Source organism: Neobacillus sp. 114 (assembly GCF_030127045.1).
GTDB lineage: Bacteria > Bacillota > Bacilli > Bacillales > Cytobacillaceae > Neobacillus > Neobacillus rhizophilus.
In genome coordinates, this window is sequence record NZ_CP126144.1 from 4052210 (window position 1) to 4069341 (window position 17132).

General features: G+C 39.7%; 15 protein-coding genes. All 15 read right to left on the reverse strand.

Going from position 1 to position 17132, the window contains the following annotated elements:
- Window positions 1-20: 20 nt before the first annotated feature.
- Window positions 21-521 carry a flavin reductase family protein gene (locus QNN06_RS19610; RefSeq protein ID WP_213119166.1) on the reverse strand — a complete coding sequence of 167 codons (501 nt, stop codon included), beginning with the start codon at window positions 519-521 and terminating at the stop codon, window positions 21-23.
- Between the two features lie 43 nt (window positions 522-564).
- Complete coding sequence (locus QNN06_RS19615) at window positions 565-858, reverse strand: hypothetical protein (RefSeq protein WP_213119165.1); 294 nt, start codon at window positions 856-858, stop codon at window positions 565-567.
- A gap of 84 nt (window positions 859-942) precedes the next feature.
- A complete protein-coding gene (locus QNN06_RS19620; protein WP_284035796.1) occupies window positions 943-1821 on the reverse strand; it encodes an SMP-30/gluconolactonase/LRE family protein in 879 nt (292 codons plus the stop codon).
- A 62-nt stretch (window positions 1822-1883) separates the two neighbouring features.
- Complete coding sequence (locus QNN06_RS19625) at window positions 1884-3791, reverse strand: sigma 54-interacting transcriptional regulator (protein ID WP_217036328.1); 1908 nt, start codon at window positions 3789-3791, stop codon at window positions 1884-1886.
- Between the two features lie 104 nt (window positions 3792-3895).
- Window positions 3896-5206, reverse strand: coding sequence for a TRAP transporter large permease (locus QNN06_RS19630; RefSeq protein WP_284035797.1), 1311 nt, complete (start codon window positions 5204-5206; stop codon window positions 3896-3898).
- Window positions 5207-5246: 40 nt separating this feature from the next.
- Entirely contained in the window at window positions 5247-5705 is a 459-nt protein-coding gene (locus tag QNN06_RS19635; protein ID WP_213119161.1) for a TRAP transporter small permease, read from the reverse strand.
- Window positions 5706-5858: 153 nt separating this feature from the next.
- Window positions 5859-6923, reverse strand: a complete 1065-nt coding sequence (locus QNN06_RS19640; protein ID WP_284035798.1) for an LLM class flavin-dependent oxidoreductase — start codon at window positions 6921-6923, stop codon at window positions 5859-5861.
- 469 nt (window positions 6924-7392) lie between these two features.
- A complete protein-coding gene (locus QNN06_RS19645; protein ID WP_284035799.1) occupies window positions 7393-9012 on the reverse strand; it encodes a long-chain fatty acid--CoA ligase in 1620 nt (539 codons plus the stop codon).
- A 103-nt stretch (window positions 9013-9115) separates the two neighbouring features.
- Entirely contained in the window at window positions 9116-9910 is a 795-nt protein-coding gene (locus QNN06_RS19650) for an enoyl-CoA hydratase/isomerase family protein (RefSeq protein ID WP_213119158.1), read from the reverse strand.
- Window positions 9911-9947: 37 nt separating this feature from the next.
- A complete protein-coding gene (locus tag QNN06_RS19655) occupies window positions 9948-10367 on the reverse strand; it encodes a PaaI family thioesterase (protein WP_284035800.1) in 420 nt (139 codons plus the stop codon).
- Between the two features lie 60 nt (window positions 10368-10427).
- On the reverse strand, window positions 10428-11660 hold the full coding sequence (locus QNN06_RS19660; protein WP_284035801.1) for an acyl-CoA dehydrogenase family protein: 1233 nt from the start codon (window positions 11658-11660) through the stop codon (window positions 10428-10430).
- A gap of 28 nt (window positions 11661-11688) precedes the next feature.
- Window positions 11689-13812, reverse strand: a complete 2124-nt coding sequence (locus QNN06_RS19665; RefSeq protein ID WP_284035802.1) for an acetate--CoA ligase family protein — start codon at window positions 13810-13812, stop codon at window positions 11689-11691.
- A gap of 248 nt (window positions 13813-14060) precedes the next feature.
- Window positions 14061-14810 carry an SDR family NAD(P)-dependent oxidoreductase gene (locus QNN06_RS19670; protein ID WP_284035803.1) on the reverse strand — a complete coding sequence of 250 codons (750 nt, stop codon included), beginning with the start codon at window positions 14808-14810 and terminating at the stop codon, window positions 14061-14063.
- A 332-nt stretch (window positions 14811-15142) separates the two neighbouring features.
- Window positions 15143-15889: an SDR family NAD(P)-dependent oxidoreductase gene (locus QNN06_RS19675; protein ID WP_213119153.1), complete on the reverse strand. Its 747-nt coding sequence runs from the start codon at window positions 15887-15889 to the stop codon at window positions 15143-15145.
- Between the two features lie 152 nt (window positions 15890-16041).
- The gene (locus tag QNN06_RS19680) at window positions 16042-17127 is read right to left on the reverse strand and encodes a TRAP transporter substrate-binding protein (protein WP_284035804.1); all 1086 of its coding nucleotides are present in this window, start codon (window positions 17125-17127) and stop codon (window positions 16042-16044) included.
- Window positions 17128-17132: the final 5 nt, after the last annotated feature.

Consider the following 17132-nt stretch of genomic DNA (forward strand, 5'->3'; position numbering starts at 1 on the left):
TAATCTAGCGAAAAGAGATTCTATTGATTTGGCCAATCTGCAGGAATTCCAGCAACATTCCGATTGTAATATAATAGGGGTTCTTTTTCGTTAACGAATAGGTCGATTACTTCGCCTAAAAGGATAAAATGGTCACCGGCATCGATTTTATTGACTGTTTTGCATTCAAAAATTCCTAAGGAATCTTTTATGATTGGCAGCCCATTTGAAGAAGTTTCCCATTGTACTTTTGAAAAACGGTCTTTTTCTTTCCCTGCAAACGCCCAGCATGCCTCTGCCTGATCTACAGCGAGGGTGTGCACGGCATATTTTCCACCTTGTAAAAATGCGTTTAACGCGGATGACCTTTTATCAATGCACCAAAGCACCATTAAAGGGTCGATGGATACAGAAGCAAAGGAATTGACGGTTAAACCAACGGGATTCTTGTTTTCATCCATCGTTGTCACAATGGTTACTCCAGTCGGATATTGCCCCATTATTTTTTTAAAAATAGATGCTCTTTCGGTGGTTTTTGTCATCTCATAATTCTCCTTCTCAGCATATTTTTTATAAAAAAATCGATTATTTAATAGCTTCCTCAATGACGAAAGGTCTGACATTCCAAAAATCATTTAGTCTTTTCACAAGACCTCCATGTCCAAACCGTGTTCTTGCTGATGTCCCCATTTTCATCTTTGATTCAACAACAAAGTTGGAAAACTCGACAATGACTTGCCTTCTTGTCATTACATCCTGTATCCCCTGTTCGAAAAACCATTCATCAATTCTGTTGTAAATCCCGCGATTGATTCCAAAGTTCTTTTCAATACTTTTTTGAAAGGTATAGTCTGGAACGTTTACATTAGTCGTTAACACAACCGGTACCTCCCAACCTATTAAAATATTCATTCCTTCATATGGTACTTCCAAGGCCTTAATCGGTTAGGGCAAAATCATACTTCAAACATTCAATGCCGGAACTTTCACTTCAATTGTTTCAATTTTGCCGCACTTCAAATGAACTGCATCCACAGGGTCGGAGGTTTGTGCGGTGCAACAATAAAGGGTCCTTCCTTCTTTTCCACCCAGGGCGACAGCATAACAGTTTTGGCTAGTTTGAACCTTATCTGTTATTTCTCCCCCCTCTTTTACCCGATAAACCGCATTTTCTATAGGGTTGGATGCCCAAATGGCTCCTTCCGAGTCAATGCAAATTCCATCAGGATAAATATTGTCGAATTGAGCCCATGTCCTTCGGTTAACAAGGGTCCCATCTTTTTCTACATCAAATGCAGTCAAACAATTTCCATACGTTTCTGCGATAATCATTGTTTTTCCGTTATCAGCCAAAACAGTCCCATTTGGAAAAAGCATGTTCTCAGCAACTACCTTTACATCTCCATTCGGCTCAATACAAGCAATTGCAGCAGTTGGCAGTTCCATATTTTTCAATGCTTCCCGGCCGTATTTTTTAGCTATAGCAGAAAGATTTCCGCCGAAATTTCCGACATATGCCCTTCCTGCTTTGTCAACGAGCATGTCGTTGCAATGGTATGTGGCAATATGATTAAGATCTGCGTATTCCGTTAGCTCCCCGTTCGTTTCTAGACGGTATACTTTTCGATTGAGCATAGATACTACAAGCATCCGTCCATCAGGAAGCCAACCCAGTCCTGAAGGTTGGTCATCCAATCGGCAAACCGTTTCAACTTCACCGGTGTCCATATCAGCCTTCAATACCTGTTTGCTGAAAAAATCTGAAAACCATAAGTAACCATTATAGATTCTAGGATCCTCACTAAAGGTCAATCCAGTTATGAAGTCCGTCGTTTTGTTCACGCCTTAAACCTCTTTTCACTAATTTATGATGAATAGACAAAATTTTTAGAAATTTAACTCTGTTAATCAGGTTGATTTAGCTTCCTCCATAAAGTACTGCGGCTGATGCCTAGTAATTTAGCAGCTTCTATTTTGCTTCCATTAGCTGCCTTAATGGCTTCATAAATCTGCTTCTTTTCTACCTGTTTGATTACATCCTGAAATGTATCTTGTTCCCCTATTTCTTCCTGCAGAACGATACTATTTTCATCGATTGCTTCACGGAGGTTCCTTACCAATTCTTTTCTGGTAACCATAAAAGGATGTTCTAAGTAAGCAAACATTCTCTCCAATGTATTTTCCAATTCTCTTATATTCCCCTGCCACTTATGCTCGGACAATATATAGGCTATTTCTTTACTATTTTCATTTATTAGTCGAGCAAACTGCGGATAGTGTTTCGTTGTAAAGAATTTCACCAAAGGCTCAAGGTCAGACAACCTATTTCTTAATGGCGGAAGAAACAAATTTAAGACTGCAATTCGATAATATAAATCCGTTCGAAATTCATTATTTTTAACCTTGTCGATCAAATTTACATTCGTTGCCGAAATAACCCTTACATTAACAGGAATGGGGGTCGTGCTGCCTACACGCATGACCACTTTCTCTTGGAGAACCCTAAGAAGTTTTGCCTGCATGCTTAAAGGGATTTCTCCAATCTCATCTAAGAACACAGTCCCATTATGGGCTTTTTCAAAGAGTCCTGGTTTTCCCCCTTTTTTTGCTCCCGTAAACGCCCCTTCAATATATCCGAAGAATTCAGATTCAAGCAGGTTATCAGGAACAGCAGCACAGTTGATGGCAATAAAGGGCTGGTCTTTTCTGTAGCTTTTATTGTGGATGCTTTGGGCAAACAATTCCTTCCCTGTACCGCTTTCCCCAAGAATTAAAACATTGGAATCGGTCCGGGAAAATTTGATTGCCTTTTTGATAGTGGTTACTATTCCTTGGCTTGCACCAACAATGTCTTCAAATTGGTATTCGGCCGTATTGGGTTTGCTATACATTTTGCGTCTTATTCTGTTTCCGCTTTCTTGAACGGCATTAATATCGGAAAAGATGCCGACCATCCCATCATAATGATGGTCTACAACAATCGGAAATGTACTCAGCAAGAAATTCTTGTCTTTAAAGGAGACAATTTGTTCCTTTATCCCTTTTTTCCATTCAGTATTACCAATACCTTTTGTATCAACAAGAATTTCTTTTACATGTAATCCACGCAGGTCTTTTTCCTCGATTCCAAGGAGACTAGTGGCTTTGCGGTTGACATTGACTATATGTCCAGTATCGCTGGATATAATTACTCCTTCATTAAAATTCTCCATAATGTAATTTTCTCTTTGAGAATTTCTTTTTTCTTCGAAACGGGCATTTAGAATACCTAAAGCAATATCAACTGCCAGATTAATACTTTCTTCTCCGTACCAGACAATTCCATGCATTCCATATTCTTTTGCGAGTCCTGTAATCAGCCCTGCACCAATGACAACAGATTGATGATTTTCCCTTAGCTGAGTAATGATGGTCTCGGCATCATTCCATGTATCATACGTATATTGGTGAATCCTAATTTTAAAGAGCGATTCAAGCTGCTCTATATTTTGATCAATTATATAATCTTTAAAATTGATTAAGTTGACTTCATCGCTATGTTGGCATCCCTTTTGAAGGGCATTCAGGAGATCATTGACCTGCAGCCTGATCGGAACTATTTGCCCGAGCAAATTTTGTTCTTTAAACACTTTATAAATTGCTGGACCACAAATAACAACATCTTCATTACTGATGACATTCTTGTTATCAAGAATACGCTGACCTACCATTGATTCAATGACAAGCCCTTTTATCGTCCTATTTTTCTTTTCTATTGCCCTTTTAATTAAGTCGTCCAATGGCGATGAACCTGATATAATAAGTCTTGCCATTTTCTTTCCTCCCAAGATTCCCCTTACTTTGCCAAACTTCATCTAATTTTGACTACAACATTTATTATACACCTTGTAATCTAAATATTCTGAACAAAGAGAAACTATTTCACCGAGGTCGGTAAGAACAAAGCAATTTCAGGGAATATATACAATAATGCTATTAACACGAGAATCGGTATGACAAAGATGATGGCACCTTTAAATATACTGACTAAATCCAGTTCTTTTACGACTCCATTCAACACATAACAGTTCATTCCCACCGGAGGAGTGATTAGGGCCATTTCCACTACTAAAACAATAATGACGCCAAACCAAATCAAGTCAAACCCAAGTGCTTCAACTAATGGGAGTATAATGGGAATCGTAACAACAACCATTGAGAGGGAGTCCATGACACAGCCAAGGACCATGTACATTAGAATAATAAGGATAAAAATCACCGCTGCGGATAAATCTCTCGAGAAAAGAAAGTCTGAAATCATTTGTGGAACTCTAGTAATCATTAAGAAATAGTTTAAGATAAATGCCCCCATGACGATAGCAAAAATAAATCCTGTCGTTTTAATCGTTTCATAAACAGTAGCCGTTATTTTCTCCTTCGTTAATTTCCTGCGCATAAAGCCAATTGCAAACGCACCAAGAGCACCGACTCCTGCAGATTCTGTAGCACTGAAAAATCCTACATACATTCCGCCAATAACGATAATAAACAAAACGACGATCCAAATAGTAGGTTTTAGAGAGCTAAACTTCTCTTTCCAGCTTATCTTTTCCTCTTCTTTCGTCTTTATATGATGGTTTGGATTTATGAATATAGCGATTGAAATCGCAAGCATAAATAAAAGTGTTAGGAGAATCCCGGGAATAATTCCTGCAATTAACAGTTTCCCAATCGATTGTTCAGTCATCATTCCATAGACGATAAACATTGTACTTGGTGGAATCAAAATTCCGAGTGTGCCTCCGGCTGCTATGGAACCCCCTGTTAAGCTTTTGCTATATCCAGCATTTAACATTTCTTTGGCTGCCATGACTCCCATCGTCCCGGTAGTGGCCAAACTGGAACCGGAAGCGGCAGCGAACATGGCGGAAGCCCCGACTGTGGCAATACCTAATCCGCCTTTTAATTGGTTGAGCCAGTTCCGGAAGGCCGTGAACAATTCCGTTGTCAGGTCCGAATAATATAGTAACTGTCCCATCAGAACAAATAGGGGAATTGTACTTAACGTATAAGAAAAGCTTTGTTCCCAAACATTGGTATTAACAACTGAAAAAAGGGTTTCCCATCCTTTTAAATAAACAATCCCCAAACAGGCAGGTACGGCCATCGAGACAGCGATAGGCACCCGGAGAAACATCAGGACAAAAACCGCGATTATGACAATCATGCTTACAGTAGTTATGGACAACGTTTATCACTCCTTTATATAAACCTTGAGGCAAATTAAACTAATCTATAAATTTTTTATTGAATAATTTTTTGATCAGCTCCAAACACCAGGCTGCAAAACCGATGACCAATAAAAACTTAAAAGGATATAAAGGAATTTTTAAGAGCAAGGATGTTGTTGAGTATTCCATTTTTTGTATAAAGACCCAGATTACGACCAGGCAGAAAACTAATGTAATCAACTTCCCAATAATCCCCAATATATTTTGCAGGGATTGAGGAAATTTCTCGGTTAATATTCCTATGGAAATGTGGGAATTTGTCGATTCTGTAAAAGCCAGGGATGCAAAGATGATGACAGCCATTAGAAATTGAACAATTTCTATATCCCCGATAATTGGAACACCGATCGTCCTTGATACAGAGAAACAAAATACAAGGGCCACCATCAGCAAGAGGCCGACATAAGCAATCCATTTATTAATGTCCGTTATATATTTAATGATTTTATCAAACAATGTACCAAATCCCCTTTCTATTCATTCTTAATCAATAAGGGAAAGATTGGATGCTTCAAAAGGGGCCTTCCGATTCCAATCATTCCATCTGAATTTTCCGACAGCCCCTATCTTGCTGCATCCTTCTATTTTGCGTTTATTCCAGCAACGACTTTAAATTTTTTGGTAGGTTTCTACATTGCAGAAATAAGGCATTACCTCTTTGGAGAACAAGTTCATCGATTTAATCACCCGATCATTAGGCTGACCGCCGATATTCATCCAACAAATAATATTATTCAGCCCTGTTTCCTTTTGGAATTTTTCAATATCTCTTCGAACTTTATCAGGAGAGCCGACAATCGCGTTTTCAGATTTAAGGAATTCATTATAATCAAGCACTTTATCCCGCTGAACCACTCCGAACACCGGACGATTATCTCGTTCAGACATATACCACATTAATCCTTCCTTAAATTCTTCATACGCCTGTTCATCAGTCTCAGCAACATATACGAAAAGGAGCTTACCTGAACGGGCCATTGCATCATTTACATAATCCTCCGAGTATCCAGCAGCAAGGGCCGTTTCCCGGTATAAACTGATTTTATGAAGAGTGTCATCGTTTTTGATTCCGCCTAATACAAACGAGTAGCCGTCCTTCGCAGCATTGATAATGGACGCGTCATTTTGAGAAACCATCACGAAGAGGGGAGGGCCGGGTTGTTGAATTGGCCTTGGGTTAATTGGAATATCATTGAAGTTAAAAAATTGACCTGAATAAGAAATCCTCGGATTGGTTAATGCTGCCTTTAAAATATCTAGAGATTCTTCGAACCTAGCATGTCTCTCATCGAAATCCACATTGTAAGCATCAAATTCTAATTTGTCATACCCTTTTCCAACCCCCACATATAAGCGGCCGTTACTAATAACGTCAACTAAAGTCATTTCTTCAGCCAGCTGCATTGGATGGTGCAAAGGTAATCTGGCAACAGCAGATCCTAATTTAATTCTTTTAGTCTGGGCCGCAGCAGCAGCTAAGTAAACGGTTGAAGAAGTGACGACCCCGTAGTCTCTGGCATTGTGTTCTGCCATCCAAGCGCTGTGGAACCCAAGTTCATCTGCCACTTTGATTTGCTCCAAACCGTTTCTTAATTCTTCGTCTTCCGATTTAAAAGGTGATTTTGAATTCAGGAAAAATAGACCAAAGCTCATTTCATTTTTGTGATTTGTCATATTAACATTCCTTTCAAAATTTATTAGCTGTTTAATATTAATAAAGAATTTAAACTTCCACTTTCGAACTAATCAATTTTTATTTGTATGGATAGCTCAACTGAAAACCCTTACAATGGAAAAATTCCTAAACATATCAATTTGACATATTCAGACAAAATCCCTTTAAAAGACACAATAAATCGCATGGGCTTTCTTTACTAAAGTGGGAAAATTCCTTTCACTTTTAATAATGCAAATATTGTGCCAACTTAATCGCTAATGACCATTAGTCTGTGAAACCCTGCCTGGACCACCACAATTTCTATACATTTTAGGAAAAAGTCCCCTACTAAAACAAACCTTATATCCATCCAAATAATTGCTATGTGCCACGTAGCAAAATAAAACGTTTCAAAATTGAAACATATTGAAACCTTTGAAACAGGTCAAAACATTTGAAACACAAAAGTTGGAAATTATATTTGGTCTATTCTTTAACGAAAAAGTTCTCATATTCTTCGCGAAGTTTCCTTTTTAGGAACTTTCCAACACCTGTTTTCGGTACTTCCTGGATAAATAAAATGTCGTCCGGCAGCCACCATTTAGCAAACTGGGGTGCTAAATAAGCTAGCAACTCATCCCTTGTCACTTTATCTTTATAATTGTCGTGCAAAACGACAAAGGCTACAGGCCGTTCCTGCCATTTCGGATGGGGAATCGCAATGACCGCAGCTTCAAATACAGCTTCATGGGTCATTAGCGCATTCTCAAGCTGTACAGAAGAAATCCATTCGCCGCCGCTTTTGATCAAATCTTTCGTTCGGTCTACTATTTTGATATACCCGGCCTCATCAATCGTTGCTATATCTCCGGAATAAAGCCAGCCTTCCTTGATAGCCTCTGCCGTTTGCTCCGGCTTTTTATAGTAATGGTCAGTAATCCATGGCCCACTAAAGAGGACCTCCCCCATCTCTTCACCGTCCATTTTTACTTCTCCAGACTCATTTATGACATTAACATCTATCAAAGGCACTGGTATTCCCTGTTTAGTAAGCTGGTTTATTTTTTCTTCTCCTGATAGATTTTGATGATAGCTTTTTAGTTTGCTGACTGTAGCCACCGGTCCCGTTTCTGTCATCCCGTAAGCATGCATGATCGGCACGTTGTATTTTTCCATAAATGAGGAAATCAACCCTTTCGATGCAGCCGACCCACCGCATAGGATATAACGCAGGCTGGATAAATCATAACTTCTTCTATTCAATTCATTTAGAACCCCGATCCATACAGTCGGTACACCTGCCGTTATCGTTACACGTTCAGACTCTATCAATTCCAAGAGTGTTTGCGAAGTAAAGTTTGGGCCAGGCAATATTTGAGTCGTGCCAAACCAAACGGACGCAAAAGGAAATCCCCACGCGTTTACGTGAAACATCGGTACCACATGCATCGCTCGATCTTCCTCAGACAACCCCATCGTATCCGTAAGACCGAGCATCATGCTATGCAATACGATACTTCTATGGGTAGATAATACGCCTTTTGGGTTTCCGGTCGTTGCCGAAGTGTAACATAATCCAGCAGCTTCATTTTCGCCTATATCATCTGGAAACAAGAAACTATTATCACCGGTTGCAATAAGCAATTCATAGTTATAGAGATGTTTTTCCTCCGTACGGGGTAGCTCAGCCTCTTCCGACATGATGATAATTGCCTTTACGGTTGGAATTTTATCTATTATGTTCTCAATTAAAGGATATAGCCCTTTATCGACAAGCAGTATCTTGTCTTCGGCATTGTTTATAATATAAGCAAGATGTTCGGAAGAAAGCCTGATATTGATGGTGTGCAAAACCGCACCCATGCTGGGAATAGCAAAATACGCTTCCAAATGCCGGTGATCATTCCAGGCAAATGTCCCGACCCGATCTCCTCTTTTAACCCCAAGCGTTTGCAAAGCACTCGCCAACGAACGGGTTCTTTTGGCAAATTCCTCATAAGTTAAGCGGATCATGCCATTTTCAGTTCTGGAGATAACTTCTTTCGTCGGGAAGTATTTTTCTGCCCTGTACAGTAGTTTGTCAATTGTTAGCCGCGTTTCCATCATAAATATCCCTCCCTGTTTTATTGGATTTTTTGGGGAGAAAAATACGCGTAGCACTAGGTCCCCAATGTTTAATAGACTGCTATTTTATAGAAAAAATGATTTGCTATACTTCCTGGCTGTTAAACCACTCAATTGTGCCTTTTAAGCCTAGTTCATTTATTTTACGGTACATTAATTTGATTCCTTCCGCCGTATGGATAATCGCATCCTGTTCAGGTCCATACATCAAGCCTGTACGGAACCCTTGTAAATCCATAATCCGATTATGGGCCATCTTTTTCAGCTTCAGGACATCCGCCGGAGTTTTAGCAATGCCTCTTGCAATTTTAAGTGTTTCTTCTTCAAGACAATCCGCATCAAAGCATTCGGCGGCAAACCCATATTGGACAGCTTTTTCTCCACTTATGCGGCTTCCTGCTGTAAGATCTAACATTTTTGCCCGTTGCGGCCCGACATGCCAGCCCCAATAGATGCCGACAAATCCCCCGCCAAGAGGCAAGGATGGGAAACCAAATTGAGCCTTCTTATCCGTAATGACAATATCGCAGCAAGCTAGCATTTGGGTCCCTCCCGCTAAAGCAAAGCCCTGAACTTGGGCAATGACCGGTTTCGGATATTCCCACAGTCTAAGCCAGCGCCGTGTGCATTCTTCCAAGTAATCTCTGTCCTCCGTGACGCTAGGCTCCCTGTATTTGCCGACATCGTACCCGACGCTAAAGGCCCTGCCATTTCCTTTAATGATTAACACACTGATATCCTGATCTTTTTCAAGCTCGTCAAGGGCCTTGTCGAAGGCTTGGAATAGCTCCCTGCTTAGTGCATTTAATTTATCAGGACGATTTAGGATTACGTATGCAATTCTCCCTTTTTTCTCAATGAGGACTAATTGATCTTCCATAAAAATTCACCCATTCCTTGTTTTAGTATTGAATCAATTATTTCTTTGAAATATCCTTTAAAACATAAGTCGCCCTGCCAGTAGCCAGCAATTTTCCAGCTTCATCCTTGACATCGCCAACACCGACAGCAAGCAGTTTCCCTCTGTTAATGACTCTGCCTTCCGCAAAAATTCTTCCTTGTGTGGCCGGCCGAAAAAAGTTGATGTTTAGCTCCGCGGTTAAACTAATCGTCTGTTCAGACATTACGCTCCTTACAGCCGAACCAATGACCGAATCTATTAATGTAGTAATCACACCGCCGTGAACCATTCTTGCCCCTTGCAGCAATTGGTCCTGTACTGCCAAGGATAAAGTTGCGGTTCCATCACCAATATCCTCAATTTGAAGTCCAATTAAATCCCGAAACCGATTATTTTTCATCCATTCTTCTTCACGAAGAACCAATTCATTTTTCATAGCAAGCTCCCTAAAAATGATTTTTTTATCGGTGAATGTCCCAATCTGTCCAAAAAACTATTAGAATGTTAAATCTCCGCTTAGTAAACTTTTTGCAATGGTTCGGCGGTGAATTTCTGAGGTGCCATCCGGAATTCTTACAATCCTTGCCAGGCGGTATCCCTGCTGTAATCCAAGTTCATTGGAAATCCCTACCCCACCATGGATTTGCATGGCCCGATCATAAACTCTTCCCATCATTTCCGTACAAAAAGCCTTTACCATTGAAATTTCCTTACGAGGTTGTTTTTTACTATTTTCAATCTTCCAGGCACAGTTAAGGGCCATATTTCTGGCTGCATAAATATCCATAGCAGATTCTGCAAGCATAGCTTGAATCATTTGATGTTCTTTAATTGGCTTACCAAAGGTTTTACGAATTTCCGCATATTCTACTGCCTTCTTTAATGCCCATTGAGCAGAACCGATACATTTCCCGCTCATCCCAAGTCTTCCCGTATTAATACCATTTATGGCGATAGAAAAGCCCTTATCGACTTCCCCAATTACATTTTCATCTGGGATCCGGAGATTATCGATACTAATGATACATGCTTCTCCCCCTAACTCACCCATAACTGGGATAACGGAGTCAACGGAGAACCCCTCTGTACTCGTTTCAACGAAGAAGCAGGTAATGCCGCCTTTTCTTTGCGCTTTCAATTCCGGATTTGTCACGGCGAACAGCATGCAATAATCAGCGTGGGCAGCATTTGTAATCCATTGTTTGCTGCCGTTAATGACCCATTCATTTCCTTCTTTTACGGCATTCGTTTTAATGCTCCATACATCTGATCCTGCATCCGGTTCCGTTAAACCAAAGCAAAGTGTTTTTTCCCCAGAACGGATTCCGTCTAAATATCGCTCTTTCAATTCCTCTTTTAAGCCGGTTAAAATTGGTGATAAGCCGTTGGTAAATGGTGACGGGATGACGATTGGATCAACCAGCTTATTAAATGGATACGAAATATTAATTGCCTCTTGGACGAGTAATGCTGTCATTGGCCCGAGTTGTTCTCCGCCAAGCTCTTCTGCACCAAACATCGTATAGTAGCCTGCTTTCGCCGATTCCATCCGAACAATCTTCCGTAATTCCTCCACTTTAGGGTGGTGGCGTCCATCTTCCGTATAGTAGTTCCGTTCATTGTATAACAGCTCATGATTTTCCTTTTCAAGGGGTAATACTACCTTTTCAATAAATTGTTTTAAACCTTTAATAATTTCTTGTGTTTCCTCTGGAATTGTAAAATCCATGTTCTTTCACTCCTAAATTTTTAAACTATTATTTAATATTTGAAAGTGCTTTCTTCTTTAAAGTAATCAGGGCATCCGCGACGGTTACGCCCTCCCCTTCTGCATGGACCATGATTGGATTTAGATCGATTTCCTCAATCTCATCATGGGTCGAGATGAATTGGCTGAACTTTGCTACTACTCGGCTCAATTCTTTCAGATCCCGAGGTGCGGACCCGCGAAAACCTTTTAATAAGGCTTTGCTGCGAAGTTCATCTAGCATTTCTTCTGCGGTTTTCTCGGAAATAGGTGCCTTTCGCATGACTGCATCTTTGTACACTTCGATATGAATTCCGCCTAAACCGACGAGAATCATTTGCCCGAAAACAGGGTCCTGATTCGCACCGATGAACATTTCCACAGAATCCTTTGACAGCATTTCCTGGACTAGAATACCTTCGAAAACTGCATTTTCAACTTGGCTTATTTGCTGCTTAATAAAGTTAAATTTATCTTCGAGTTCTTCTTCGGTTGTTATGTTTAATTGGACGAGCCCTTTGTCACTCTTATGCAAGATTTGCGGGGACATCCCTTTAAGGGCAACAGGATACCCTATTTCTCTTGCTCTTATTTTTGCTTCCGCTAGTGTTTCAGCAAGTTGTTCTTTCGTGATCGGAATTCCGATTTGTTTAAGTATTTCTTTACTTTTATGTTCTGTCAGCACGGAAGGAAGATTGTCAAATGATAGGCCATTCATTCCGTCCATTCTAGCAGTCTCGGATTCTTCCTTATAGAATTGGCTGAAATATTTAAGAGCTTTCATGGCATTTACCGCCCGGGATGGATCCTCAATGACAGCTAACCGGTTTTCCATAAATGATTTTTTCGAATCCTCCGAGTTTAGCGAAACGGTTATAATCGGAGTTTCTTTATACTTCCTGGCAATGTTAGAAACGGATCGAATGTGGTTTTGCGCATGTTCAGGATACAGTCCGCTAAAGGCTAGGAAAACAATAGCGGAGTCGTACTCCCCACTTGAAAGAACAATTTCCATAAAATCTTGCAATAAGTTTTGCCTAGTATTTAATTGTGCTGTTGTATCAATCGGATTTTTCACTCCTGCAATCGGCAGAAGATCACTAAGCTGCTGCTGCACTTCAACGGAAGGCTCCGGTACAGTTAACGATGCTTCCGTCAATTGGTCTGCTAGCAGAATGCCAACTCCACCCGATACGGTAAAGACAGCCGCTTTATCTCCTTTTGGGAGCGGAAGCATGGAGCAAGCGTAGGCTGCGTCGATAAATTCTTCAATCGTTTCGGCCCGATATACTCCGTACTGTTTTGCAATGGCATTAAATACTTGGTCCGATCCGGCTAAGGAACCTGTATGGGAAAGGGCCGCACGCTGACCCGCATTCGTTTTTCCAACCTTAAAGGCAATTACAGGTTTTTTCTTTTCAGCAGCCAGTTTAAATGCGTTGATTAACTTATTTCCATCCTTAATGCCTTCCATATAGCAAGCGATTACATCTGTATCCGGATCTTCAGCAAGGAATTCAATACAATCCGCCACATCGATATCGCTTTCATTTCCAGTTGCGACAAAATGGCTGAAGCCGATAAAATTTTGTCTAGCGAGCGTAAAAACGTGGGAACCAAATGCTCCGCTTTGACTGACAAAACCAATGTTGCCTTTAAGCGGCGTTTGCTTTTCCAAGATGGTTGAAAAAGTAGCAAATACCTCAGACTTAAGGTTAAACATTCCAAGTGTGTTGGGTCCTAGTATCCTAATCCCGCTTTTCTTTGAAATCGCCGTCATTTCTTCCTGCAGTTTTCTTCCCTCTTCACCAATTTCGGAAAAGCCGGAGCTAAAGATGACCGCTGCCTTAACCCCTTTTTCTGCACATTGTTTTAATACGTTGACTACCAATTTGCTCGGCAGTGAAATGATCGCTAAATCGATATCTTCTACTATGTCTAGAAGGCTGGAATAACACTTCAAACCAGATATTTCGTTGTAATTTGGATTTATCGGAAAAATTTGGCCTTTATAGCCATTTCTTTGTAAATAATTTAAAGGTCTTCCGCCCAATTTATTGCTGTCGGGACTTGCCCCGATAATCGCGATACTCTTGGGTTGAAAAAGAGCCTCTAAACTTTTCTGTGAAGCCATTCGATTACTCCTCTCTATTTGAAATTAATATCCTTATCATTAATACTTGCAATAATCGTGCCAATCTAAATTTCCACTATAAAACCCAGCAAATTCTGATTTTCCACCACAAACTTGTTAGAACTTTTTTAGACGGCACATTTTGTGTTTCATCTTTGAAACATCAAGGTTCCAAAAATAACACGCTCATGTTTTGACAAAAAAGGCACTTGGAATAGAGTGCAATTCCAAGCGCCTTTTCATCATAATTATTGAGCTGTATATCCGCCATCGATAATTAACTCTGAACCAGTTACAAATCGGGACTCATCCGAAGCTAAATAAAGGGCACCATAGGCAATATCAATCGGTTTCCCTAAACACTTCATAGGGATTTTTTCACTCAAAAAGTGTTTGCCGTCTTTGCCGCCCGACATTGCTGTTTCAATGACTCCTGGATGAATGGAATTCACCCGAATAAAGTCCTTAGCTAGTTCCAATGCTGCAGATTTGGTCATTAACCTAACTGCACCCTTTGAGGCATGGTAGGCAGTACTTCCTGGAGTTCCAACCAAGCCTGATCCAGATGAGGTATTGATGATTGATCCTTTACCTGATGTTTTCTTAATTAATGCTGCTCCATACTTCATTCCTAAAAAAGTTCCTGCGGAGTTAACGGATTGAATCTTTAAAAATTCATCCACAGTTGTTTCTGCTAATCCATTTCTGCTTAAAATTGCCGCATTGTTTAAAAGAATGTCCAATTGGCCAAATTCTGCTTCTGTTTTCAAGATGACTTCTTGCCAATCCTCTTCAACAGAGACATCATGCCTGATGCCAATTGCTTCTCCTCCCTGCATTCTAATGGCTTCGACAGTCTTTTGAAGGGCTTCTTCGTTAATATCGGTTACAACTACCTTTGCACCATTTTCAGCAAATAATATGGCTTCCTCTCTACCAATACCATTTGCAGCTCCGGTAATAATTGCGACTTTATTTTCTAATCTTTTTGCTGTCATCGTACCTATCCCCTTCTCATCTTAACTATTAATGGACTATTTTCTAGGCTCTGTTATTACTGAATTTTGATTTTACTGTGTTTGAAAATAAACGGAAAAATTCCGTTTAAATTTGGAAATACCCTTATTTCCTTAAAAATAAAGGAAGTTTTTCCGTTTATTTGATTCAAATCTTTGGATCTTGTCTTATTTAGAGCAGTTAATCGGAATTTCTTCGCTTATATTTGCTTGTTAAGCTGCCTCTTTATACATTAGTCGGAAATTCTCCGCCAATGAATTCTCGTACATATACGAAAATCACCAATGAATAATAACAGAGCCTATTCGATACATTATTGGGCTGTAAAACCACCGTCTATCACCAACTCTGTACCTGTTACAAAACGGGACTCATCGGAACCTAAATAAAGTGCACCGTATGCAATATCAATTGGTTCCCCCAAATGAGGCCAAGGTGTTTTATCCTTTAAGAAATGTTCACCGTTTTTCGCACCGGACATGTTTGTTTCAATTACGCCAGGATGAATCGAATTCACTCGGATTAAGTCCTTTGCTAGCTCAAGCGCTGCGGATTTGGTCATAAGTCTTACAGCCCCTTTTGAAGCATGATAGGCCGTACTACTGGGACTGCCAACTATTCCGTACATGGATGATGTATTAATAATGGAACCGCCGCCAGTCTTTTTCATTAAATTTGATCCATATTTCATTCCTAAGAAAACACCAGTAGAGTTTATAGATTGGACCTTTTCAAATCTTTCCAAAGAGGTTTCCGCTAAGCCTACCCTTCCTCCGATACCGGCATTATTCATCAGAATATCTAATCCGCCCAGGTTATCCTCGACTATCGACATTACTTCTTGCCAATCCTTTTCTTTAGAAACATCTAGTTTTAAAGAAATGGCCTCTCCTCCGTTCGCCTGGATGATCCCCAATGTTTCCTGAAGCCCAGCCTCATCAATATCAGTTATTACAACCTTTGCCCCATGCTGAGAGAATAAAGCGGCTGTTCCTCTCCCAATTCCATTACCGGCTCCAGTAATCATAGCTATCTTATTTTCTAATCTTTTTAATGACATGCTTCAATCATCCTTTCTATCTATAAAAATCATTTCTTAAGTATTAATTTAAAAATTGGTTAGATTAATAAATAAAAGAGGAGACTAGGAAGAAAACATTCCTAGTCTTGAGTGATAATACTTTTTTACATATTAGCTTCTATTCTATTTTATTAAAAAGGAATTTCTACTCCCTCATCCTTTAACTGCTGCTTAAAATACTTCATCATTTCATCACCTGGATAGCCCTTTTTATTCGCTAGATCAACCCAGTTGTCCCACAACTTTTTGGCAGGGGTTTTAAATTTATTTAATTCGTCAGAACTTGGTGTTATCACTTTTCCGCCCTTATCTTTTACTCTATTTTCAAATTCTTTAATGGAATTTTGCATGGAACTCATATAAAGTTGGGACATCAATTCTTGGTGTTTTGGACCTAATTTTTCCACGAATAACGTTTGAAGATCTTTTGGCATCTTATTGAATACGTTTGCATTAAGGAACAAGCCATTTGAAGAAACCCCTAAATCAATCCTTGTCATATACGGTGCCACTTCATTTAAATTAAACCCAATCGCGCCTGTTGTATTGTAGATAATATCATCAGCCATACCTTTTTCCACGGATTCATATAACTGTGAGTTATCAATAGATACAGGAGCAGCTCCCCACATTTTGATTAATTCATTTCTAGAATATAGACTATTAACTATTTTTCTATTTTTTATATCTTTAACGGTTTCAATAGGATCTGAAGTATATAGCTGTGCTGTATCTGTAGAAGAAGCACCGAGCCAGACAACATCTTTAAATGTATCTTTCATAAATTTCGCGTAAAATTTATTCATTACTTTTATCGCAACTTCAGAGTTAGGAATGGCAAAAGGTAAGTCTCCAATTGATAATGGGAACAAGATATCGTTCTTGTCAGAACTTGCGTATAAAAGTCCCACATCAAACACGTCACCGCTGATATCATCATAACCAGTATCAGGTTTACCTAATGCTGAGCTTGGAAAAACATGAACTTTTACTCTTCCATTTGTTTCCTTTTCAACAAATTCTGCCCAAGGTTCTGCAACTTGTTTCGTATAAGGGTGGGTAGGTGGAGCAAGGTCATTGTAGTTTATTTCTATTACATCTTTACTTGCTTTTGTGGAGCCCTTGGATGATGTTGACGATTCTTTTGCCTGGCCGCAAGCTGTTAAAAGGATTGCTGCCAGTAACATAATGGAGATAATCAAATTTCTTTTTTGCATATGCA